24 protein-coding genes are annotated in these 20,871 nt (G+C 62.1%); 7 read left to right on the top strand and 17 right to left on the bottom strand.

The window, feature by feature from the left end; translation table 11 throughout:
* Positions 1-160 precede the first annotated feature (160 nt).
* The 3 genes from flgA (at position 161) to F2P46_RS29130 (ending at position 1,781) form a co-directional block, all read left to right on the top strand.
* Entirely contained in the window at positions 161-865 is a 705-nt protein-coding gene (flgA, locus tag F2P46_RS29140) for a flagellar basal body P-ring formation chaperone FlgA (RefSeq protein WP_166896847.1), read from the top strand.
* A 107-nt stretch (positions 866-972) separates the two neighbouring features.
* Positions 973-1,278, top strand: coding sequence for a flagellar biosynthesis anti-sigma factor FlgM (flgM, locus tag F2P46_RS29135; protein WP_166896845.1), 306 nt, complete (start codon positions 973-975; stop codon positions 1,276-1,278).
* 29 nt (positions 1,279-1,307) lie between these two features.
* Entirely contained in the window at positions 1,308-1,781 is a 474-nt protein-coding gene (locus F2P46_RS29130) for a flagellar protein FlgN (RefSeq protein ID WP_166896843.1), read from the top strand.
* Positions 1,782-1,898: 117 nt separating this feature from the next.
* Here the strand turns inward: F2P46_RS29130 and F2P46_RS29125 are convergent, their stop codons facing one another.
* The 4 genes from F2P46_RS29125 to F2P46_RS29110 form a co-directional block, all read right to left on the bottom strand.
* Positions 1,899-2,231 (bottom strand): type II toxin-antitoxin system RelE/ParE family toxin, encoded by a 333-nt coding sequence (locus F2P46_RS29125; protein ID WP_166896841.1) that lies wholly within the window; start codon positions 2,229-2,231, stop codon positions 1,899-1,901.
* Positions 2,206-2,493, bottom strand: coding sequence for a type II toxin-antitoxin system Phd/YefM family antitoxin (locus F2P46_RS29120; protein ID WP_166896840.1), 288 nt, complete (start codon positions 2,491-2,493; stop codon positions 2,206-2,208). The genes F2P46_RS29125 and F2P46_RS29120 overlap by 26 nt, the downstream gene beginning before the upstream one ends.
* A 172-nt stretch (positions 2,494-2,665) precedes the next feature.
* Positions 2,666-2,869: a hypothetical protein gene (locus tag F2P46_RS29115; protein ID WP_166896839.1), complete on the bottom strand. Its 204-nt coding sequence runs from the start codon at positions 2,867-2,869 to the stop codon at positions 2,666-2,668.
* Between the two features lie 23 nt (positions 2,870-2,892).
* A complete protein-coding gene (locus F2P46_RS29110) occupies positions 2,893-4,779 on the bottom strand; it encodes an amidohydrolase (RefSeq protein WP_166896838.1) in 1,887 nt (628 codons plus the stop codon).
* Between the two features lie 332 nt (positions 4,780-5,111).
* On the opposite strand from F2P46_RS29110, the gene F2P46_RS29105 reads away from it, so the two are divergent.
* Positions 5,112-6,215, top strand: a complete 1,104-nt coding sequence (locus F2P46_RS29105; protein ID WP_166896837.1) for a M35 family metallo-endopeptidase — start codon at positions 5,112-5,114, stop codon at positions 6,213-6,215.
* Positions 6,216-6,287: 72 nt separating this feature from the next.
* On the opposite strand, the gene F2P46_RS29100 is transcribed toward F2P46_RS29105, so the two are convergent.
* From F2P46_RS29100 to flhF, 6 genes are all read right to left on the bottom strand, one after another.
* Positions 6,288-6,788 (bottom strand): hypothetical protein, encoded by a 501-nt coding sequence (locus F2P46_RS29100; protein WP_166896836.1) that lies wholly within the window; start codon positions 6,786-6,788, stop codon positions 6,288-6,290.
* Positions 6,789-6,922: 134 nt separating this feature from the next.
* Positions 6,923-7,681, bottom strand: coding sequence for a flagellar motor protein MotD (motD, locus tag F2P46_RS29095; RefSeq protein ID WP_166896835.1), 759 nt, complete (start codon positions 7,679-7,681; stop codon positions 6,923-6,925).
* Positions 7,682-7,683: 2 nt separating this feature from the next.
* Entirely contained in the window at positions 7,684-8,430 is a 747-nt protein-coding gene (locus F2P46_RS29090) for a flagellar motor protein (RefSeq protein WP_166896834.1), read from the bottom strand.
* The gene (locus F2P46_RS29085; protein WP_166896833.1) at positions 8,412-9,143 is read right to left on the bottom strand and encodes an RNA polymerase sigma factor FliA; all 732 of its coding nucleotides are present in this window, start codon (positions 9,141-9,143) and stop codon (positions 8,412-8,414) included. Before F2P46_RS29085 ends, F2P46_RS29090 begins: the two co-directional genes overlap by 19 nt.
* A gap of 15 nt (positions 9,144-9,158) precedes the next feature.
* A complete protein-coding gene (locus tag F2P46_RS29080; RefSeq protein ID WP_166896832.1) occupies positions 9,159-9,986 on the bottom strand; it encodes a MinD/ParA family protein in 828 nt (275 codons plus the stop codon).
* On the bottom strand, positions 9,979-11,307 hold the full coding sequence (gene flhF, locus F2P46_RS29075) for a flagellar biosynthesis protein FlhF (protein ID WP_166896831.1): 1,329 nt from the start codon (positions 11,305-11,307) through the stop codon (positions 9,979-9,981). The genes F2P46_RS29080 and flhF overlap by 8 nt, the downstream gene beginning before the upstream one ends.
* 266 nt (positions 11,308-11,573) lie before the next feature.
* On the opposite strand from flhF, the gene F2P46_RS29070 reads away from it, so the two are divergent.
* Positions 11,574-11,879 carry a GIY-YIG nuclease family protein gene (locus F2P46_RS29070; protein WP_229476666.1) on the top strand — a complete coding sequence of 102 codons (306 nt, stop codon included), beginning with the start codon at positions 11,574-11,576 and terminating at the stop codon, positions 11,877-11,879.
* Positions 11,880-12,032: 153 nt separating this feature from the next.
* Here F2P46_RS29070 and flhA read toward each other — a convergent pair whose 3' ends face one another.
* Both flhA and flhB read right to left on the bottom strand, forming a co-directional pair.
* Positions 12,033-14,117, bottom strand: coding sequence for a flagellar biosynthesis protein FlhA (gene flhA, locus F2P46_RS29065; RefSeq protein ID WP_166896829.1), 2,085 nt, complete (start codon positions 14,115-14,117; stop codon positions 12,033-12,035).
* A complete protein-coding gene (gene flhB, locus F2P46_RS29060) occupies positions 14,114-15,292 on the bottom strand; it encodes a flagellar biosynthesis protein FlhB (RefSeq protein ID WP_166896827.1) in 1,179 nt (392 codons plus the stop codon). The genes flhA and flhB overlap by 4 nt, the downstream gene beginning before the upstream one ends.
* A 160-nt stretch (positions 15,293-15,452) precedes the next feature.
* On the opposite strand from flhB, the gene F2P46_RS29055 reads away from it, so the two are divergent.
* On the top strand, positions 15,453-15,941 hold the full coding sequence (locus F2P46_RS29055; RefSeq protein ID WP_229509506.1) for a DUF6328 family protein: 489 nt from the start codon (positions 15,453-15,455) through the stop codon (positions 15,939-15,941).
* 16 nt (positions 15,942-15,957) lie between these two features.
* On the opposite strand, the gene F2P46_RS29050 is transcribed toward F2P46_RS29055, so the two are convergent.
* Complete coding sequence (locus F2P46_RS29050) at positions 15,958-16,956, bottom strand: fumarylacetoacetate hydrolase family protein (RefSeq protein ID WP_166896825.1); 999 nt, start codon at positions 16,954-16,956, stop codon at positions 15,958-15,960.
* A 19-nt stretch (positions 16,957-16,975) separates the two neighbouring features.
* On the bottom strand, positions 16,976-17,692 hold the full coding sequence (locus F2P46_RS29045) for a 16S rRNA pseudouridine(516) synthase (RefSeq protein ID WP_166896823.1): 717 nt from the start codon (positions 17,690-17,692) through the stop codon (positions 16,976-16,978).
* Positions 17,693-17,930: 238 nt separating this feature from the next.
* Here F2P46_RS29045 and F2P46_RS29040 point away from each other — a divergent pair, with 238 nt between their 5' ends.
* A complete protein-coding gene (locus F2P46_RS29040; protein ID WP_166896821.1) occupies positions 17,931-18,341 on the top strand; it encodes a hypothetical protein in 411 nt (136 codons plus the stop codon).
* 410 nt (positions 18,342-18,751) lie between these two features.
* On the opposite strand, the gene F2P46_RS29035 is transcribed toward F2P46_RS29040, so the two are convergent.
* The 3 genes from F2P46_RS29035 to F2P46_RS29025 are packed head-to-tail and all read right to left on the bottom strand — an operon-like array spanning position 18,752 to position 20,828.
* Positions 18,752-19,750 (bottom strand): S49 family peptidase, encoded by a 999-nt coding sequence (locus F2P46_RS29035; protein WP_166896818.1) that lies wholly within the window; start codon positions 19,748-19,750, stop codon positions 18,752-18,754.
* Positions 19,751-19,794: 44 nt separating this feature from the next.
* A complete protein-coding gene (locus F2P46_RS29030) occupies positions 19,795-20,172 on the bottom strand; it encodes a Rieske (2Fe-2S) protein (protein WP_166896816.1) in 378 nt (125 codons plus the stop codon).
* Positions 20,169-20,828 (bottom strand): HAD-IA family hydrolase, encoded by a 660-nt coding sequence (locus F2P46_RS29025; RefSeq protein ID WP_166896814.1) that lies wholly within the window; start codon positions 20,826-20,828, stop codon positions 20,169-20,171. Before F2P46_RS29025 ends, F2P46_RS29030 begins: the two co-directional genes overlap by 4 nt.
* Between the last annotated feature and the right edge of the window lie 43 nt (positions 20,829-20,871).

Genomic DNA, 20,871 nt, shown 5'->3' with positions numbered 1-20,871 from the left:
GCCTCCGGGTTGGCGGCAATGTACTGGTGATGACAGGATGAATCATACGGACCCTGTTGCTTGCCCAATCGAACGATAAGGAGCGCCAAAACACGGCTATTCGGAAGTTCGGCAAGGTCGCGTGAAGTCTATGATGCTCTCATTCCTGAAAGCAATCACTATGAAAATCATTTTCTTCACTGCCCTCTTGCTTGCCTCGCAATGTTGCTTCGCGCAGCCGGCCGCCGCGCCGGCGCCCGCCTTGCAAGACCCGGCCGTGCTCAAGCGCGTGGCGGAAGACTATCTGCGCGCCCAGAACGCGGCCCTGGCGGGCGAAGTGACCGTCACCGCCGGCCCCGTCAACCAGCGCATGAGCCTGGCCTCCTGCCCGGCCCCGCAAGCCTTCCAGCAGCCCGGCGCGCGCACCTCGGGAAAAACCACGGTCGGCGTGCGCTGTACCGCGCCGGTCGCGTGGACGGTGTATATTCAGGCACAGGTGAGCGTGGTGACCGATTACGTGGCCACCGCCGTGCCCCTGGTCCAGGGCCAGACAATTGAACAATCGCAATTAGTGTTGCTTAAGGGTGACATTGGGACGATGCCGAACGGGATCGTGACCGACCTGGCGCAAGCGGTCGGTCGCACCAGCACGGTGTCGCTCGCTTCCGGCACGCCGCTGCGCCTCGATGCGCTGCGCGGCAAACCGGTGGTGCAGCAGGGACAACTGGTCCGGGTGGTCTCGAGCGGCAACGGGTTCCGGGTATCGGCCGAAGCGCGTGCGATCGGCAACGCCAGCGATGGCCAGGTGGTCCAGGTGAGAACGCCGGCCGGCGCCATCCTCAGCGGGGTGGCCAGGGTTGGCGGATTGGTGGAGGTGGTCTTTTAGCCAACTGTTCAAACTCGCGCGGGAATGCGCTAAAGTTTACGCCGCATGCGCCGTTACTTACGCAGACCCTGGAGTTTTTACCGCTCCGCCCAATGAAGGATGATGCTGTGAAAATTAACGACAACCTCAAAAGTAACCCCGGCCTGCCGGCGCCGAGTACGCCCGCAGCGAACGCCAAAAGCACCGAAAAAGCGGCCAGCGCGGCCCCGGCCAGCACCGACAGCGTCAAGCTGTCCTCGCAGGGCCAGGCCATGGCCAGTGCGGTCAGCAGCAGCAATGGCGTGTTCGACACCAAAAAAGTCGAGCGTATCAAGCTGGCGATCGCCGATGGCCAGTTCCAGGTCAATTCCGAGAAGGTCGCGGATGGCTTGCTCGACACCGTGCGCGACTTGCTGCATTCCCGAAAACGCTAACCGCGCCGGTTTTCCGGCGATACCAGACCATGTCAACCGCGACCCCGAGCACCACCCTGCCGCAAGAACTTGCCTTGATCACTTCCGTGCTGGAATTGATGACGCAGGAACAGCAACTGCTGGTCAGTGCGGACACGGCCGGCCTCGACCAGCTCACGCCGCGCAAGGCGCAGGCGGTGCTCGCGATGACGACGCTGGCGCAACAACGCCACGCGCAACTGGCGGCGGCCGGCTTTGCGGCGGACGAAAGCGGCATGCAGGCATGGGTGGACGGCAACGGCGCGGCCGATGCATTATCCGGCTGGCAAGCATTGCTGGACAAGACGCGCGAAGCCAAGGAATTGAACCGAATCAACGGCATGCTGATCACCAAGCAACTGTCGCACACCAAGGGGCTGATCAACGCCATGCGCACCCCGACCAGCGGTGGCGAAGCAGGGGTGTACGGCAAGAGCGGCCAAGCCGCGCCGGGCGGGCCATCGAAGCGTTACGTGGTGGGCTGAACGACGCCTGCAGTGCCGGACAGGCAAGCTGCCTGATATGTTATTGACTGGACGGCCGCTTGGTGCGGCCGTTTTGCATAGTCGCCCGGCTGACACCGGCGAAGCAAACTCTTCCGTTTACTTCAAATGGCGTTGCATTAATAGCGACTCAAGATTCATACTTGTGTGACAGACAAGATGGATATAGAAAATATCCTTAGTCCGCTCAAAAATGATCCTGTTCTGCCCCGCAAACATCTGGCGAAAGTCGGGCATGTTCAGGTCGTCCAACTCGGGCACGAACGTGCCTTTACCCGGCAAGTTTCTCAGCGAATCGACCGCGATCTTAATTTCTTGAGTGACCTTCCTGGCAAACTCAGCGGACACGTTTTGTTTCAGGTAAAGACGAATTCTGACCATATCGTCTTTTGCAGGCTCGGTCCACTTAATCTTCGCTGCCGACTTCTTCATCTTCTGCTTCCAACTCAGCAAAGAAGTCTTCGTGGTCAGTCACATTACCGTCTTCAATCGCCTTCTGGCCGAGCGCGAGCATCTTCAGGAGCGCTATCTGGTCGCGCGTTCGTTGGTAGCTCAAAATATCCTGAACAACGACCTGGATTTTTCCGTCAACCGTGATCATGAACGGTTCCCGCGTGGCTTGCACCTGCTTGATCACATCGCTGGTGTTAGTCGCAAGAAAACTGACAGCTTGAATGTGTTTCAGGGGGTTCATGGGATCTCCCATTAAGAGGCCAAGCCATCTTAGCACGGTAAAAAGGTAGCTGGAGCTGTTCTCGCAGATCGGGAAGAGGCGCCCGGGGCACGTTGCTGTTGTTGACTGAACGGTCGCCTGGTCTTCATTTTCCAGACCCCAAAAAATTCGTCACCCGCCATCAGCGCAACGATCAGCCGCTTGAATTCAGACCGGCGCAAAGGCGCGCCTCCAGCCTTTTCCACGCGCCGTCCAAAAATTGCGGCGATGACGCGTAGAAATCCCTCGTTTGATGATCGTTTAACAATTTGGCTTTGTCGAGATAGCGCCATCCGGCCGGGACACCGCTGTCCTCATCGGGAAAGACCACCGGGGTGTTGACATGGATCGTGCTCACTTGGCTCGCCATCGACAGCCGCCCTACGGAAAAGCGGGAGCCTGATGGACAACCTTGCCGCCGACGACCGTCTGCAGCACCTTGATGTCGGCGATTTCCTCATCCGGTATCTGGAAGAAATTGCGGTCCAGCACGATCAGATCGGCCAGCTTGCCCACTTCCAGCGAACCGACCTGCCCTTCCTGGCGCAAGGTATACGCGGCATTCATCGTCACCGCCCGCAACACGGCGGCGCGCGGCATGCCCGGCGCCGGTCCCAGCCTGCCCGCGAACTCGGGGCCGGCCGATGGCGCGTTGGTGCGGGTCACGCCGACCTTGAGCGCAAACCATTCGTCGAGCGCATCGACCGGCCAGTCGCTGCCGAACACCACGCGCGCGCCGGCGTCGAGCAGCAGCGACTGCGGTTCCAGGATCGCGTAGCGCTGCGGTCCCAGGTAATCCTTCAGGCCCGCCACCGTGTCCGGCGCCGGTTTGCCCCACTGGAAAGAGAGCACCGCGCTGGCATCGAGCGCGGCAAAGCGGCCAAAGTCGGCCGGGTCGACGATTTCGGCATGCGCCAGCGCCGGGCGCGCCTCCTTGCCGCCGGGCGCGGCGCGCAGGGCTTCGACGGCGTCGAGCGTTTCGCGCACCGCGCCGTCGCCATCGACGTGCACATGGGCATCAATGCCGGCCTTGGCCAGTCCGATCAGGATGGCCTTGAGCGCCTCCGGCTTGAAGTAGGTCGGCGGCCCCTTGCTGTCGCCCGGCACCCAGTGCGGATGCCCCGGCGTGCCGCGGTCCACAAAGTACGGCGCCACCATGGTGCCGGTAAAGGCCGGCGCGGCGATCACGCCATCCATGTAGATCTTGGCGTGGCGCACGCGCATGACCGGGGTGACGCCGTCGCTCTCCTGATGGTAGCGCTTGGCCATCTTCAGCACGGACGCCACCGCGCGGGCCGGGTCAAGGCCGTCTTCGGTCGCTACCTCGGCGGCGAAATGGGCGCGCGCGCTCAGCTTGCCCTGGCGCGCGATGGCGGCAAACGCCGTGAAAATTTCTTCGTCGCTGCTGGCGTCGAGAAAACTGGTCACGCCCTGGCGGCCCAGCGCCTGCATGGCGAAGCTGGCGGCGGTGACGGTCTCGGCCGGGGTGGGTTTGGGCAGCACTTTGCTGACCAGCTCCATCGCGGCGTCTTCCAGTAAGCCGGTCGGCTCGCCGGCGGCGTCGCGCACGATCTTGCCGGTGTCCGGGTCCGGTGTGGCGCGCGCAATGCCGGCCGCTTGCAGCCCGCGCGTACTGACCAGGTAGGAGTGACCGAACGAGGAGCGCACCGCGATCGGGCGCTCGGTCTTGATGGCGTCGAGCGTGGCGCGGGTGGTTTCCACGCCGGCCGGCAGCATGCTTTGCTGGAACCAGTTAACCACTTGCAGCCATTTCTTGCCGCTCTTGCCGCCTTTGGCGCTGCGGTCCTTGTCGGCGCAGGCCTGGATGCGCGCCTGGAATTGCGGCACGGTCAGCGCTTCGTAGTTCAGGTTGCAATGCAGGAGGCGCTTGCCGCCCGACAGCGGGTGCATGTGGGCGTCGATCAGGCCGGGCATCAGCATGCGCCCTTGCAGGTCGATGACGCGGGTCTGCTTGCCCTTGAGCGCGACCGCGCCGGCGTTGTCGCCCACATAGACGATGCGCCCGCCGCGCACGGCCAGCGCCTGGTGCACGCTGTCGGCGGCGTCGACGGTATAGATGTAGCCGTTGCGGTAGATGGTCTCGGCCTGGGCCTGGGCCGAGTCGATGGCGCCGCGCGGCGCCCCGGCCTGGGCCGCCGGCCACGCGCATGCCAGCGCCAACGCGGCGACAGTACGCTTACCCAAGGCAAGCGAGATGCGCGGCGTGATGATGTCGCCGCCGTGCGGGCGGACATTCTTGTTGCTCATCGATTCCCCTTCGTTCAATTAGCGCAACGGCCCCGTCGAGCCCCCGGCGCCAGAATACACGCTTGCTTCGGGCGCGGCACGCCAAGGTCAACATTTAACGTTTTTGTTAATTATCAATAGAAATTTTTTCTCCCGACAAACCTGATTTCATTGAAGAAATTGCGTGAAAGCACATTCTTTTAAGCACAACAGTGATACGTTCAGAATTCGCCCGAATGACACAATTACCGATGATTATGACTGTCCTGTGTCGATTGGGCATGTAAGGATGGGTTGTTGAGGCCGCCTTTGGCCCGGCACTCAGAACAAGCACATCACTCACGGAGAACTGTATGAACTGGAATCACTTGGTAAAAGCAAGCGTCGGTATCGTTGCAGCAGCAGCCTGCCTGGCAGCCCAGGCGGGGTCGAACGGGGTGACTGTCAGCCTGAGTCCCGAAAAATCCTCGCTCGGCAAGGAGGATGACGTGGTCGTGCGCGTGACCATCACCAACACCTCGTCCAAGCCGCAATACGTGCTGAAATGGCATACGCCGTTTGCCGGTGTGGAAGACCATCTGTTCGACGTCACCCGCGACGGCATGGACGTACCGTACCAGGGCCGCCATTACAAGCGCCCCGCCCCGACCGCCAAGGATTACTACCTGCTCAAGCCAGGCGCCTCGCACACCGCCAAGGTGGAACTGTCGTCCATGTACGACATGAGCGTGACCGGCGACTACGCGATCCGTTACCACGCGGCCTCGCTCAACCTGTTCAACTCGACGGGCGACGACGAGAACAGCCTGACCGCGCAGCAGGGCCAGCGCGAGATCGGCGAGATCGCATCGGCGCCGGTGTCGCTCTGGATCGACGGGCGTCTCGAGCGCGGCACCATCGTGGCCGATCCGCTCGAACTGGCGGCGCGCCAGCAGGCTGCGGGACCGGCCGGCATCTCGTTCGCCAGCTGCAGCTCGTCGCAACAGAGCTCGATCAACGCGGGGCTGGCGGCCGCGAAAACGATGACCAACGGCGGCCTGACTTACTTGAACAGCAACCTGCAAGGCACGCGCTACAAGAAATGGTTCGGCGCCTACACGTCGACGCGCTACGCGACGGTCAAGACGCACTTTAACAAAATCAAGAACGCGCTCGACAGCAAGCCGATCGTGGTCGATTGCAGCTGCAAGGAATCCTACTACGCGTATGTGTACCCGACCCAGCCGTACAAGATCTACGTCTGCAACGCCTTCTGGTCGGCGCCGACCTCGGGCACGGATTCAAAGGGCGGCACCCTGGTGCACGAACTGAGCCACTTCAACGTGGTGGCGGCGACCGATGACTGGGCGTATGGCCAGTCGGCCGCGGCCAGCCTGGCGACCAGCAATCCGACCAAGGCCGTCGACAACGCCGACTCGCACGAGTATTTCGGCGAGAACACCCCTTCGCTGCCGTAAGCGAGCGGGCAATGAAAAACAGCCTGGCCGCGCGCGCGCGGCCAGGCTGTTTTTTATCGCTACGCGAGTGGGCTATTGCTCCGCCGGCTGGGCCACCTGCGTATGCGTGAACACCGTCGAGGCCGGTTTCATCGTCTCGGGATTATCCAGCTGCTGCAGATCAAGCACGTAACTTCCCGTATGACTGAGCCGGTAGCGCTGCTTGCCCGGCTGAAAATCATACGCGCGCGTGACATCGATGGTATTGCGGTGCACGCCGTTCGGCTCGACCTTCAAATAATCGTCGGGCTGCGGCGGCGCCCGCTTGACCACCGGGCCGATGTAATTGACCGGCGCCGCACTGCCCGCCACGCTGATGTCGAAATCCGGCCCGAACAGCTGCCGGCTCTGGTACGTCACCTTCCACAGATAGATCGGCTGACTGGTCTTGTTGCTCACCGTCAAGGTCACCAGCACCTTGCCGCCGCGCGAAGCGACCGACACCTTCTCGCTCACGCCACTGATCGGCTTATCCCTCGCATAGGCCAGTCCCAGCGCCATGAGCATCAACATGCCCGCCACGGATCGTTTCATCGGCTTGCTCCTTGTCTTGTGCTTGTCTTGTCGGTCCCGGCCGGCGGCGCTTGCCTGAAGCGGGGCCGGGTCGCCCGCCTGCGCCGTTCTCGACCATTGTGCACCGTTTCAGGCTTCACGCCAGCCCGGTTGAATCAACGGGTGGGGATTTCGGTGGTGGTATCGGGCAGCGCCGACAAGATCGTCACCGCGACGCGCCGGTTGCGCGCGCGCCCTTCGGGCGTGTCGTTGGACGCGACCGCGATGTTGGCGCCATGCCCCACGGCCGTCAGGCGTTCGGGCGCCACGCCGCTGTCGATGAACAGGCGCACCACGCTGCTCGCGCGCACCGCCGACAGTTCCCAGTTCGAGGGGAACAGCGCATTCCTGATCGGCGTCGGATCGGTGTGGCCTTCCACCTGCACCGCGTGCGGGTCGTCCTTGAGCAGCACCGCCAGCGCGCGCAGGGCCTGGTCCGATTCGGGCGTGAGGGTGGCGTCGCCCGGATCGAACAGCACACTGGCATTGATCTCCACGCTCACCCCGCGGCTGTTCTGCGTCACGCGCACCTTGCCTTCGCGCACCAGCGGCGCCAGGGTCGAGGTCAGCTTTTGCGCGAGCTTGGTCAGGCGTTCCTTTTCGCGCCGCATGGCTTCCTCGCGCCGTTTGATCAGCGGGTCGGGCAGCACGATCAGCTGCGGCACGTTGCTGCTGGCGACACTGGCCGTCTTCTGGTCCTTGCCGCCGAAGGCGTCGCCCAGCGAGACCGAAAACACCTTGTATTTTCCCTCGTTGACGACCGAAATGGCATACATGACCACAAAAAACGCGAACAGCAAGGTGATGAAATCGGCGTACGAAATGAGCCAGCGTTCGTGATTTTCGTGCTCGGCTTCGTACTTTTTGCGCGCCATGGTCAGGGCCGCGAGAGCAGGCAGGTGACCCGTTCTTCGATCACGCGCGAATGGTCGCCGCTGGCGATATCGTGAAAGACATCGGTGAGGATTTCGTACTGGGTCACCCGTTCGGCGACGATGGTCTTGAGTTTGTTGGCGATCGGGTAGAAAAACATATTGGCCAGCCCGACCCCGTACACGGTCGAGACGAAAGCGACCGCAATCCCGCTGCCGAGCTTACCCGGATCGCTCAGGTTTTCCATCACGTGGATCAGCCCCAGCACCGCGCCCAGGATGCCGATGGTGGGCGAGTAGCCGGCCGCCGCCTCCCAGATCTTGACGGCCTGGCGTTCGCCGAATTCGTAGGCCGTCACTTCCATCTCCATCAGGCTGCGCAGCTTGTCGGGGGCGATGCCGTCGACCACCAGGCGCAAGCCCTTCTGCACGAATTTATCTTTGTTGACCGCCATGTATTTTTCCAGCGACAGCAGGCCGTCGCGGCGCGCATGCAAGCCCCACACGGCGATCTCGCGCGCCAGGGCTGCGCGCTGGCTCGGCGGCGGCGAGAACACCCAGCGCAGCATGCGCACGCCGCGCATGAAGGTCGGCGCTTCGCTTTGCAGCAGCACGGCGCCGACGGTGCCGATGACGACGATGGCAAACGCCGCCGGCTGCACCAGCGACGACAGCTTGCCGCCTTCCAGCGCCTGGCCGACCAGCAGGCCGGCCAGGGCCAGGAAAATTCCCGCTACGCTGGCCCGGTCCACGCCTGCTCCTTCAAGGACGAGCGCAGGCGCGCGACCGCCTGGGTGTGCAGCTGCGACACGCGCGATTCCGATACACCCATGACGGCCCCGATCTCTTTGAGGTTCAGTTCTTCTTCGTAGTACAGGCCCATGAGGATTTTTTCGCGCGGCGGCAAGCCGTCGATGGCGTCGATGACGGCCTGGCGGAAATCGCCGTCGAGCAGGCTGCGCAGCGGATCGGCGTCGTCCACCGCATAGCGGTCGAGGAAGCTGTCGTTGCCGCCCTCGTTATCGTGGAAATCTTCGTAGTACACCAGCTGGTGGCCGCCGCCGTCGGTGAGCATGTCCTGGTAGTCTGCCAGCGAGAGTTTCAAGCTCTTGGCCACTTCCGACTCGGTGGGCGGGTGGCCTAGCTTTTGCTGCAAGGTGCTCATCGCCGTTTCGATCTTGCGCATGTTCTGGCGCATCGAGCGCGGCAGCCAGTCGCTGCTGCGCAGTTCATCGAGCATGGCGCCGCGGATGCGCAGCACGGCGTAGGTTTCGAATTGGGCGCCGTGGGTTTCCTCATAGCGGCTGATGGCGTCGAGCAGGCCGATCATGCCGGCCTGGACCAGGTCGTCGACTTCCACGCTGGGCGGCAGCTTGGCCTTCATGTGGTGGGCGAGCCGCTTCACCAAGGGCATATGCTCGGTCAGTAAATGGTTCTTGTCCGCTTTCCCTTTGACGGTATACATAGATCTCAGTATGTTTTAAGAACCAAAATGGGAAGTCCCCCCTGTGTGCCCGAGCTGCGGCATGGCCGACAGGGCAAAGCGCCCCGCCAGCTGGCGAAATGCAACCGAGGCTCCCGCCAGCGGGAACGCATCGACCACGGCCCGGCCCAAGCGCGCGGCCCGGTGCAGGTATTCGTCCGCCGGGACCGAGCCCATCGACGTGAGCTGTACGGCAAGGTAACGACTTGCCGCAGATGACATATTATCGTATACCACCTTCGCTTCCGCTTCGGATGCGCCCGTGACCAGAATTCCGAACGGACGGCGTCCCAACTGTTGCGAAAGTCGCTTGATGAGGGAGTAGGCGGCGGTGATCGAGGCGGCGCTGGTGGAGACCTGGACCACGATCTCGGCGCTGTCCATGATGGGCACCGGAAAAGTGTCGTCGTCGCCGAATTCGCCGTCGACGATGACGATGCCGGTCTGCTTGACCAGCACGTCGAAGGTCTTGGCCAGGCGGCGCGCTTCGTCCGGGCCGCCGCGCGCGCGCGCCATGCTGACCACGCCGAAGCCTTGCGGCACCTGGTGGATGATCTGGTTCAGCGCGCACTGCTGGCGCGCCACCTGCAACAGGCTGGCGCGGTCGGCCACGCCGAGGCGCTGGGCCACGCCGTATTCGCGGTCGCAGGCGTCGACGATGAGCACGTCGTTGCCGGCGCGCGCCAGGGACGCGCCCAGGTTGACCAGCATGGCGCCCTTGTCGTCTTGCGGCGTGGCGGAAAGAAAGGTGACGATGCGTGGCTTGGGGCCGGCCAGCATCCGGCGCAGGCCTTCGGCCTGGTCGAAATCGAAATGATTAGCCAAGGGACACCTCGCGCAGGCTGCGGTCGTTGCGGGCGTTGCTGGTGTTAGCCATCAGCAGCGGCAGTTCGGCATCCGAAAACTGGGTGGCGGCGGCGTCGCGCTTGAGGCGGAAGGCGCGGTCGACCAGCATGTTGCGGTCGGCCAGGTGCAGGTCTTCCGGCACGCGCTGGCCGTTCGAGACATAGAACAGGTTCAGTTTCTGGCGGATCACGACATCGAGCACGTTGCCGATCGAAGCGGCTTCGTCGAGTTTGGTCATGATGGCCCCGGCCAGGCCGCTGCCCTGGTAGGCGCGCACCACTTCATTGAGGGTTTCGTTGGTCGAGGTCGAGTTCAGGCACAGCAGGCGCTTGACGTCAGCGCCGGTCTCGGACAGCATCGCCACCTGTTCGGCCACGTTCTGGTCGCGCTGGGAGACGCCGACGGTGTCGATCAGCACGGTGTGCTTGTTGCGCAATTCCTTGAGGGCGATGCGCAGGTCCGATTCATCCTTGACCGAGTGCACCATCACGCCGAGGATCTTGCCGTAGATGCGCAATTGTTCGTGACCGCCGATACGATAGGCGTCGGTAGTGATCAGGGCCAGTTTTTCCGGGCCGTGGCGCATCACGCAGCGCGCGGCCAGCTTGGCGGTGCTGGTGGTCTTGCCGACGCCGGTCGGGCCGACCAGGGCGAACACGCCGCCCTTTTCCAGGATTTCATCTTCGTTCGAGATGGTGGTCAGGTTGCGCGAGAGGACGGTTTTGATCCAGCGCAGGCTCTCGGCGGCGTCTTTCCCGGCCGGCAGTTTTTCGATCAGATAGCGCGACAGGCTGGCCGAGAAACCGGCGGCCAGCATCTCGCGCAGCACCCCGGCTTTTTGCGGTTCGCGCTGCTGGGTGGTGCCCCAGGCGATCTCGGCCAGTTGGCTTTCCATCAAGCCACGCATGGCGCGGATTTCATTCATCATGCCCGACATTTCGGCCGCAGCGCTGTCCTTGGCCTGATTCATGGCTTGCATCATCATGGACGACATTTGCGAGGCCATCATCGACATGTCGAACGATTCGGGCTGGACGGCGTAGGCCGGGGCCGGGGTCGGCGCGACGCGGCGGTTGGCGTAGGTTTCCGGCGGGATCGACAGGGATGGGCGCGGCTGGGCCATTTCGGACTCCGGGGCCGGCGAGGAAATCGAAGCGACGTCATCGCTGGCGAGGGCGAGGATTTCGACCACGCCATCGACGGGACGGTTGGACAGGATGACGGCGTCGGGTCCGAGCGCTTCGCGTACTTTACGCAGTGCGTCGCGTGATGTTGCAGCCGTAAATTTTTTGACATTCATCGCCAACTCCTGGGGTTCCTGCCGGGTGCTCACATGAGCACTGACAGGGTCCATTATTGACGATGCAGGATGGAAACGATCTGGGGAGGAGGATGGGAAAAGGGGTTCATTTCGGTCGCGTCGTTCCCGCGCTGAGCAAACCGCCGCTCCCCGCCGTCGTTCCCGGCATTGCCGGAACCGACTTCCCGCGCAGGCGGGAACCCAAGTACGCGTAATCTCCCACACCATTGAGCCAGGGCAGAAACCAGCACTTGTAACAGCCCACCATGAATGCCATGGAAAAGCACAGCTATGTCTATATCCTTGCCAGCGATCCGTACGGCACCTTGTACACGGGCGTGACATCGGACCTGGTGAAGCGTATCTGGCAACATCGTAGCGCCCTTGCCGAGGGTTTCACAAAGCGCTATCGGGTGGACAAGCTGGTCTGGTATGAAATGCACTTTGATATCATGGAAGCGATCAAGCGCGAGAAGCAGATCAAGAAGTGGCGGCGCAACTGGAAAGTCAATCTGGTGCAGGCCGAAAATCCGACATGGCGGGATTTGTACCTGGACTTCACTGCGGACTGAAGAGACGGTCAGAGGTTAACACCTCTACACTTAGCTCCGTCGTTCCCGCGCAGGCGGGAACCCAAGTTCGTTCCGTCGCCAGCGGCTGAGCGAAAAACTTGGGTTCCCGCCTTCGCGGGAACGACGGGGTAAGGGCCGCAATAACTTTCTTCGTTACTGCGCACCCACCAAATTCGTCACATGAATCGTCTTGGTCTCCGGAATCTCATTGTGCGACAGCACCTTCAATTGCGGCAACGCGCGGCGCAGGAATTTCGACAACAAGGCCCGTAACGGACCCGGCACCAGCAACACCGGCGTCAAACCCATCTGCTCCTGCTGCGCCGCCGCCGCACCGGCCTGCTGCGCAATCGTATCGGCCAAACCCGGCTCGATCCCGGCGCCATCGCCACCGGCGCCCAGCGCCTGCATCAACAAGCGCTCAAGCCGGTTATCCAGGGTCATCACCGACAACTCATTCGTGCCAGGGAACAACTGCTGCACAATCGCCCGGCCCAGCGCAATGCGCACCACGGCGGTCAGCTCGGCCGGATCCTGGGTTTGCGTCGCATACTCGGCCAGGGTCTCGATCACGGTCCGCATATCACGGATGTGCACGCCTTCGACCAACAGATTCTGCAACACTTTCTGCAGGGTCGACAGCGACACCAGCTTCGGCACCAGGTCTTCCACCAGCTTCGGCGTTTCCTTGGCCAGGTGGTCGAGCAGGGCCTGCACTTCCGCACGGCCGAGCAACTCCGACGCGTGCGTGGTGATCAAATGGTTCAGGTGCGTCGCCACCACGGTACCGGCATCGACCACCGTGTAGCCCATGCTCTGCGCTTCGTCGCGCAGCCCGGCATCGATCCACACCGCCGGCAGGCCGAAGGCCGGATCGGTGGTCACCAGGCCCGCCAGGCTGCCGCTGGCCATGCCCGGATTGATCGCCAGGAACTGGCCGTTCATCGACTCGCCGCTACCCACTTCCACGCCCTTGAGGGTGATGCGGTAAGCCGACGGTTTCAGTTCCAGATTGTCGCGGATGTGCACCGGCGGCGCCAGGAAACCGACTTCCTGCGCGAATTTCTTGCGAATCCCTTTGATGCGCTTGAGCAGCTCGCCGCCCTGGGTCTTGTCGACCAGCGGAATCAAACGATACCCCACTTCCAGCCCCAGGGTATCGACCGGCATGATGTCTTGCCAGCTGGCCTCTTCCTGCTCGGTTGGGGCCGGCGGCGCCGGTGCTTCGATTTCTTCCGGCGGCGGCGCCTTGGCCTTCTTGTTGATCAGATAGGCAGTGCCGCCCAGCGCACCGGCCAGCAGCAGGAACACCATGTTCGGCATGCCAGGAATCAAGCCCATGCCGCCGATGATCGCAGCGGTGATGTACAGCACTTCCGGCTTGGCGAACAACTGGCGCACCAGCTGGGTGCCGATGTCCTGGTCGCTGGCCACGCGCGAGACCACGATACCGGCTGCGGTCGAGATGATCAGCGAGGGAATCTGCGCCACCAGGCCGTCACCGATGGCCAGCAGGGTGTAGGTCTTGGCCGCTTCGCCAAAGGGCATGTCGTGCTGCAAGATACCGACCAGCAAGCCGCCGATCACGTTGATCACGGTCACCATGATGCCGGCCACTGCGTCGCCGCGCACGTATTTCGAGGCGCCGTCCATGGCGCCGTAGAACTCGGCTTCCTGGGCGACTTCGGTACGGCGGCGGCGCGCTTCGTCTTCGGCGATCAGGCCGGCGTTGAGGTCGGCGTCGATCGCCATCTGTTTACCAGGCATCGCGTCCAGGGCGAAACGCGCACCCACTTCGGCGATCCGGCCGGCACCCTTGGTGACGACGGTAAAGTTAATGATGGTCAGAATGATAAACACGACGATACCGACCGTGTAGTTGCCACCGATCAGGAAGTGACCGAAGGCTTCAATCACTTTACCGGCCGCCGCGCCACCGGTGTGGCCTTCGGTCAGCACGATACGGGTCGAGGCCACGTTGAGCGACAGGCGCAGCATGGTCGACACCAGCAGGATGGTCGGGAAGGCCATGAAGTCGAGCGGCTTGACCGTGTACAGGCTGGTCAGCAGCACGATCACCGACAGGGCGATGTTGAAGCTGAAGAACACGTCCAGCACGAACGCCGGCAAGGGCAGGATCATCATCATCAAGAGCATGATGATGATGGCCGGAGCCGCCAGGGCGTTGCCGCCGCCTTTCATTCCACGCAACCAGGGGGGCATATTCAGGCGGTTCATGGTGTGGCTCCGTTCTTCGGTTCAGGTGTGGTTTGCGATGCCGGGTCGTGCGGGTCGAGCTCGGGTGGTACGCGCAGCCTGGTCGGCCGGTCGGGGTAGGTTCCGCCATCCTTCTTGTAGGCGCGCAACTGGAATACATACGCCAGCACTTCCGCCACCGCCGAGTACAGCGCTTCCGGGATCTCGTCGCCGATCTCGGTATGCTTGTGCAGCGCACGCGCCAGCGCCGGCGCTTCCAGCATGGCCACCTTGTTTTCCTTGGCCAGTTCGCGAATCTTGGCCGCCACTTCATCGGCACCCTTGGCCACCACGCGCGGCGCGCCGCGCTGGCCGTCGGCGTACTTGAGCGCCACCGCGTAGTGGGTCGGGTTGGTCACGACCACATCGGCGGTCGGCACGTCGGCCATCATGCGGCGCTGCGACATTTCGCGCTGCATCTGGCGGATCTTGCCTTTCATCTGGGGATTGCCGTCCGACTCTTTCGCTTCCTGGATCATTTCCTGGCGCGTCATCTTGAGCTTGTTCGCGTAATGCCAGATCTGGTATGGACCGTCGATCGCGGCCACGATGCCCAGGCCGCCGACGATGAACAGGAACGCCGAGCCGATCAGGTCGACCATGTGCGCGCTGCCGCTTTTCAGGGGCTCGACGGCCAGGCCGATGACGGCGTCTTTCTGGCTCATCACGACCATCCAGGCCACCGTGCCCACCACGATGGTCTTGACAATGGCCTTGAGCAGCTCGACCAGGGCGTTGGTGGAAACCATATTGCTCAAGCCCCGGACCGGGTTCAGCTTGTTGAAATTAGGCATGAACGACTTGCTGCTGAACAGCCAGCCGCCGATCAGCAGGGGCGACGCGAGCGCCACGACCATCACGGCGAACGCCAGCGGCAGGCAGGCCAGCAAGACCTGGGCGATATCGCTGGCCACGCGCATGATCATCACGTTCGGGTTGAGGATTTGCTCGCGGTCCATGGACATGCCAGAGACCATGGTCGCATTGAGCTGGCGCACGATGCCGGCGCCGAAGAACCACAGGGTGCAGCCAGCCGTCATCAGGACAGTAAACGTTGCCACTTCACGCGATCGGGGCACGTCGCCTTCTTCACGCGCCTGCTCCAATCGCTTGGGTGACGCTGCTTCTGTCTTTTCTGCGTCGCTACTGTCTGACATGCCAGGCTCCCGTTAACAGATGCCATTATTCGCGATATTGCTCTGAAGCTATCTAGCGATTAGGACGGCAAACAGGGCTCAATTCGGACGGTGTCAGGCGAACAGGGCTATGGAACAGGCTCTCGTATAATCAAAAAATATCAACTTCTACACGAAAATCATGAATTCGATGGTCCCACCCGATCCCCAGGAAGCACTGGTCGACGCCGACCTCAAGGAGGATGGCGACTTTTCCGACATGCTCAGCGAGCAGCGCATCCTGCTGCCGGGGGCGCAGATGCTGACCGCGTTCCTGATCATCCTGCCGTTCAACGGCGGCTTCAAGCAGATCGTGCAGGCAGAGAAAATCGTGTTCCTGGCGACCTTCGTGCTGGCGCTGACCAGTTTAGTGTTGTTGAGTGCGCCGGCGATCCAGCACAGGCTGATGCGCCCGCTCAATGACCGGGCCCGCTTCAAGCAGGTGGCGACACGGCAGATCGTGGCCGGCGCGTTTTCGCTGGCGATCGCGCTAATCCTGGCCACCAACCTGGTGATGTCGGAAGTGTTCGGGCACATGGTCGGGCTGGTCATGGCGGGCGGGATCGCCACCTTCATCCTGTGCTTATGGTGGCTGTTGCCAGCCTATTTGAAGCGGATGCACGGGTATTGAAGGGTATTAGCGAGTATTAGCGTGCTTTCCGGGCCTCGGCCTGCTTGAGCTCCTGATCGATCGCTCCGAAGATCGACTTGCCTGCCGCGTCAAACATCTCGATCCTGATCGTGTCGCCAAACAGCATGAACGGCGTGCTTGAAACGCCATCGGCGATCATCTCCAGCGCGCGCTTCTCGGCAATGCAGGAGTAGCCGCGCTTGGCATCCTTGTTCGACACCGTTCCGGACCCGAGAATCGTTCCGGCACGCGCATTGCGTGTTTTACACAAATGTGCCAGCAGTTGAGCGAAGTTGAATACCATATCGACACCGGCGTGCGGCTGGCCGACCAGCTTGCCGTTCCAGGTCGAGCGCAGCGGCAAATGCACCTTGGCGTCCTGCCAAGCCTCACCCAGTTCATCGGGCGTGACCGCCACTGGCGAAAACGCCGATGCCGGCTTGGACTGCAAAAACCCGAAACCCTTGCCCAGTTCGGCCGGAATCAAGTTACGCAGCGAAACATCATTGACCAGCAGTAGCAGGCGAATCTGGTCGAACGCCTGGTGCGGCGTGCTGCCCATCGGTACATCGCCCGTGATCACGGCCACCTCGGCCTCGAAATCGATGCCCCACTCTTCATGCGCCAGCACGATCGGGTCGGTCGGCCCGAGAAAATCGTCGCTGCCGCCCTGGTACATCAGGGGATCTTCCCAGAACGAGGCAGGCATCTCGGCATTGCGCGCCTTTCTCACCAGCTCGACGTGATTGACATACGCCGAGCCATCGACCCACTGGAACGCGCGCGGCAGCGGCGCCATGCACTTGGCGGGATCGAAATCGAAGCCGCGCGAGGTGCGCCCGCCATTGAGCAGAAGGTACAGCTCATTGAGCTGGGGCGCGATGAAGGCCCAGTCGTCCAGCGCCGCCTGCAGCGTGGGCGCGATGCCATCGGCCACGTGCGCCGTTTTCAGGTCGCGCGCGACCACCACCAGCTGGCCATCGCGGCTACCGTCCTTGAGCGTGGCTAATTTCATACGGTTACATAGGGCGACATCAAGCCGGCACCAGCAAGTCCCGCTGGGCCTGGTCCAGGTAGCACCATTCACCCTCGGCCAGGCCGAGCGATTCCAGGGTCAGCTGGCCGATGGCGGACCGGTGCAGCGCACTGCAATGGTTGCCGGCTGCGGCCAGCATGCGTTTGACCTGGTGATACTTGCCTTGTTCCAGCACGATTTCGAGCTGGTGCTCGCCGCGCTGCACACAACTGAGCGCCGCCAGGGGCGCCGGCTCGTCATGCAGTTTGACGCCGGACAGAAGTTGTGCAATCAGTTCAGGCGTGACGCTGTCCTGCGTAGTGGCCTGATATATCTTGGGCACGTGCCGTTTGGGCGAGGACTGGGTGTGGATGAACGGGCCATCGTCGGACATCAGCAACATGCCGGTGGTGTCGTGGTCGAGCCGTCCGACCGGTTGCACGTCGCGCCAGGTGAATTGTTCAGGCAGCAAGATCAGTACGCCCGGATGGTGGCTCGGCTTGCGCGAACACTCGACGTTGACGGGTTTATGCAGCGCGATGTACACATGTTCGCGGTAAACCCACTCGTCGTCGAAGATCGTCATGACTAGGCCATCGGTCTCGATCGCGGTCTTGTAGTCGGTGTGCGGGGCGCCGTTGATGACGATTTCGCCATCGTCGATCAGGGTGCGGCAATATTTGCGTGTGCCGAATCCCTGCGATTGCAGGATGCGGTCCAAGGATAATTTACTCATGGGCGAGACTTTACCAGATGCGCTCCCCTGGGGATAGGAATCGGCCTACTCGGTTGTAGGAGAAAATGCCGAACGGCGCGAATTACGGAAGAGCCATTACGCATCTTTGACACAGATCAAGAGTGACGAGAGTCCGATTGTTACACTGAAACTTCAGTAGGAATCGGCCTAACGCCACCTGCCAATGCTTAGGGCACCATTAGGATAACTGAACAGTACAAACATGATGAGGACCAGGATGCGCACCATTACTAACGCCGCGACGCAATTGGACAACACCGACTTCCTGGAATCGGCTGCCGACAATCTCCCCGACAATCCGCTGGCGCAGTCGGCGCTGGAAACGACGCGTGACGCGATTGCGCGCTGGACCGGCGGCATCCACCTGCCGCGCATGCTGGTGCCGGGCATGGTGCGCGTGTCGCCGCAGGCGCGCTGGTACGCCCAGGCCAACCAGGGCTTCCAGGACTGGCTCAGCCAGGGTGGTTTTCAAGGTGTCGAGGGCGATGCGGCTGGCGCCGGGCTGGCCGATGCGGGCCTGCGCGCCGATTGCGCTGGCCACCTTGCGCTTGATGTTGCGTCGTCGGAGCAGATGGGCGACCGGCTGCGCACGGTGGATGCTGAAAACAGCGATTTTTTCCTGGATTAATGCGATCTCATCGTCCTGCAATGGCGGACGATGACGCGAGCGGCTTCACACGGCCGTTCGCGCTAGCGAAACGCGCATCGAAACGCGCATCGAAACGCGCATCGAAACGCGCATCGAAACGCGCATCGAAACCTGGCTGAATAAACATCGGTGGGAATACATCGGCTCAATACAGCGGCTGGATGGAAAACGACGGCTGTTACGCCGCCGTTCCCATGTCCCCATGCGAGGACGTCATGCGAGGAATTGTAATTCTCTCTGTACCGCATCATGATGCGGTTAGTAGTTCATTTCAAACAATATTCTGCCAACACACGCTTTACTTTTTATATCGGCCTCCCATGGAAAGAACTACAGGTCTAATATAGAACACCTGTCCGAACTTTCAAGGAAAATATTCAAAATCAATCTCAACGCAACACCGGCCGGGCCGATGGCCCCAGCGTTTTGACCATGCCAGCGCCCACCGAAGCGCCGAATTTTTTCAGCACCCGCTCCGGCAAACCTTCATGCGCCGTGTAGTCGACAATGTCTTCCGCCTTGACCACGTCGCGCGCGGTCGTCTCGACCGTGCCAAAACCATCGGCCAGGCCCATGTCGACGGCCCTGGCGCCGCTCCAGAACAGGCCCGAAAAAGTCTCGGGCGTCTCTTTCAGGCGCTTGCCGCGACCGGTGCGCACCACGGAGATGAATTGCTGGTGGATTTCGTTGAGCATGGCCTGGGCATGCGCCTTGTGCTTGTCCGATTGCGGGCTGAAAGGATCGAGGAAGCCCTTGTTCTCGCCGGCGGTGAGCAAACGCCGCTCGACCCCGAGTTTATCCATGGTGCCGGTAAAGCCGAAACCGTCCATCAGCACGCCGACCGAACCGACAATACTGGCCTTGTTAACAAAGATCTTATCGGCCGCCGCCGCGATGTAATAACCGCCCGAGGCGCAGATTTCATCGACCACCACGTACACCGGCTTGGCCGGATACGCCTGTTTCAGGCGCAGGATCTCATCGACGATATTGCCCGCCTGGACCGGGCTGCCGCCCGGACTGTTAATGCGCAGGACCACCGCCACCGAGCCGGCGTCGGCAAATGCCTTGTTCAAGGAGGGGATCACCACATCGGCCGATCCGCTGCCTTCCGATTCGATGCTGCCGTCGATTTCGATCAGGGCGGTATGACGTCCCAGCGTTTCCATGTCGGAACCGCTGAAATCGAAATCGAAAAACGCCCACAGCGCGAAAAATGCCAGCCCCAGGAATGTCAGCTTGAAGAAAATCCCCCAGCGGCGCGTGGCGCGCTGTTCGCGCACCGTGGCAAAAACCAGCTTTTCCAGGGTCTCGCGCTCCCAATTGCCGGTGGTCGGCGCCGCTGCCGGCATGTTGTCCTTGGCATCGCCGAAAGTGTTGTCGGTCATAAATCGCTTTACGTAAGTGGTTTCCGGTGTGTGTTGCCGCCTGCTCAGGGCGCGGGCGGCTTGATGAACTCGTCGGGATGCCAGTAAATCTGTCCGTCTTGCTCGCGCACGCCGATCGGGCGCAGGCGTCCACCCTTGCACGGTCCGCCGGCGCAAAAGCCGCTCTCGGGAACGTAGATGGCGCCGTGGGTCGAGCACATCAGGTACACGCCGCTGGACTCGAAGAACTCGCCTTCGGCCCAGTCCAGCTCGATCGGCACGTGGGCGCAGCGGTTCAGGTAGGCATACACCGTTCCCTTGTGCCGCACCACGAAGCCGGTGGCCTTGTCGCCAAAGGCGACGACGCCAAAGCGCACCCCGCGCCCGCCTTCGAGCACCTGGTCGGACGTACAGACCAGTACCTCGCCTGGCTCGCCCATCATGCGTTCTCGCTCAGCCAGGTGCGCAGCTGGGCCACCGTTTCAGCCGAGTAGACCGGGTTGCAGGCGCTTAGCTGCTCGTGCGGATGGGCGCCGTACTGCACGGCGATCGCGGCCGCGCCGGCGTTATTTGCCATGAGTAAGTCGTGCGTGGTGTCGCCAATCATCACCGTGCGCTTGAGGTCCTGCCCCAGTTCACGCGTCAGTTCCTGCAGCATGGCCGGGTGCGGCTTGGAGAATGTCTCATCGGCGCAACGGGTGGCGTCGAACAGCGACAGCAGCCCGACCGCATTCAGGGAACGATTCAGGCCCACCCGGCTTTTGCCGGTGGCCACTGCCAAAAAGTAAGCTTCCTGCGAAAGTTCGGTCAACATCTCGCGAACGCCGTCGAACAGCACCAGTTCGTGGTCTTTCGATAAAAAATGAAAACGGTAACGCTCGACCATGCGCGGGTAAAAAGCGGGATCGATATTCGGCATCACGGCCTGCATCGCTTCGTGCAAGCCCAGGCCGATGACGTGCGAGGCGGCGTCGTCGCGCGGGATCGGCAAGCCGAGGTCCTTGGCGGCGGCCTGGATGCACTTGACGATGGTGGACGTGCTGTCCATCAAGGTTCCGTCCCAGTCGAAAACGATCAGATCAAATTGCTTGCGTGCCATGTATTGCGGCCGCTTGTGGCGGCCGGCTCCTTCCAGGATTGAT

It is taken from the genome of Massilia sp. CCM 8734 (genome assembly GCF_011682155.1).
Lineage (GTDB): Bacteria > Pseudomonadota > Gammaproteobacteria > Burkholderiales > Burkholderiaceae_D > Telluria_A > Telluria_A rubra.
The sequence above is the reverse complement of the archived record's forward strand: the minus strand, read 5'-3'. Positions and strand labels throughout refer to the sequence as shown.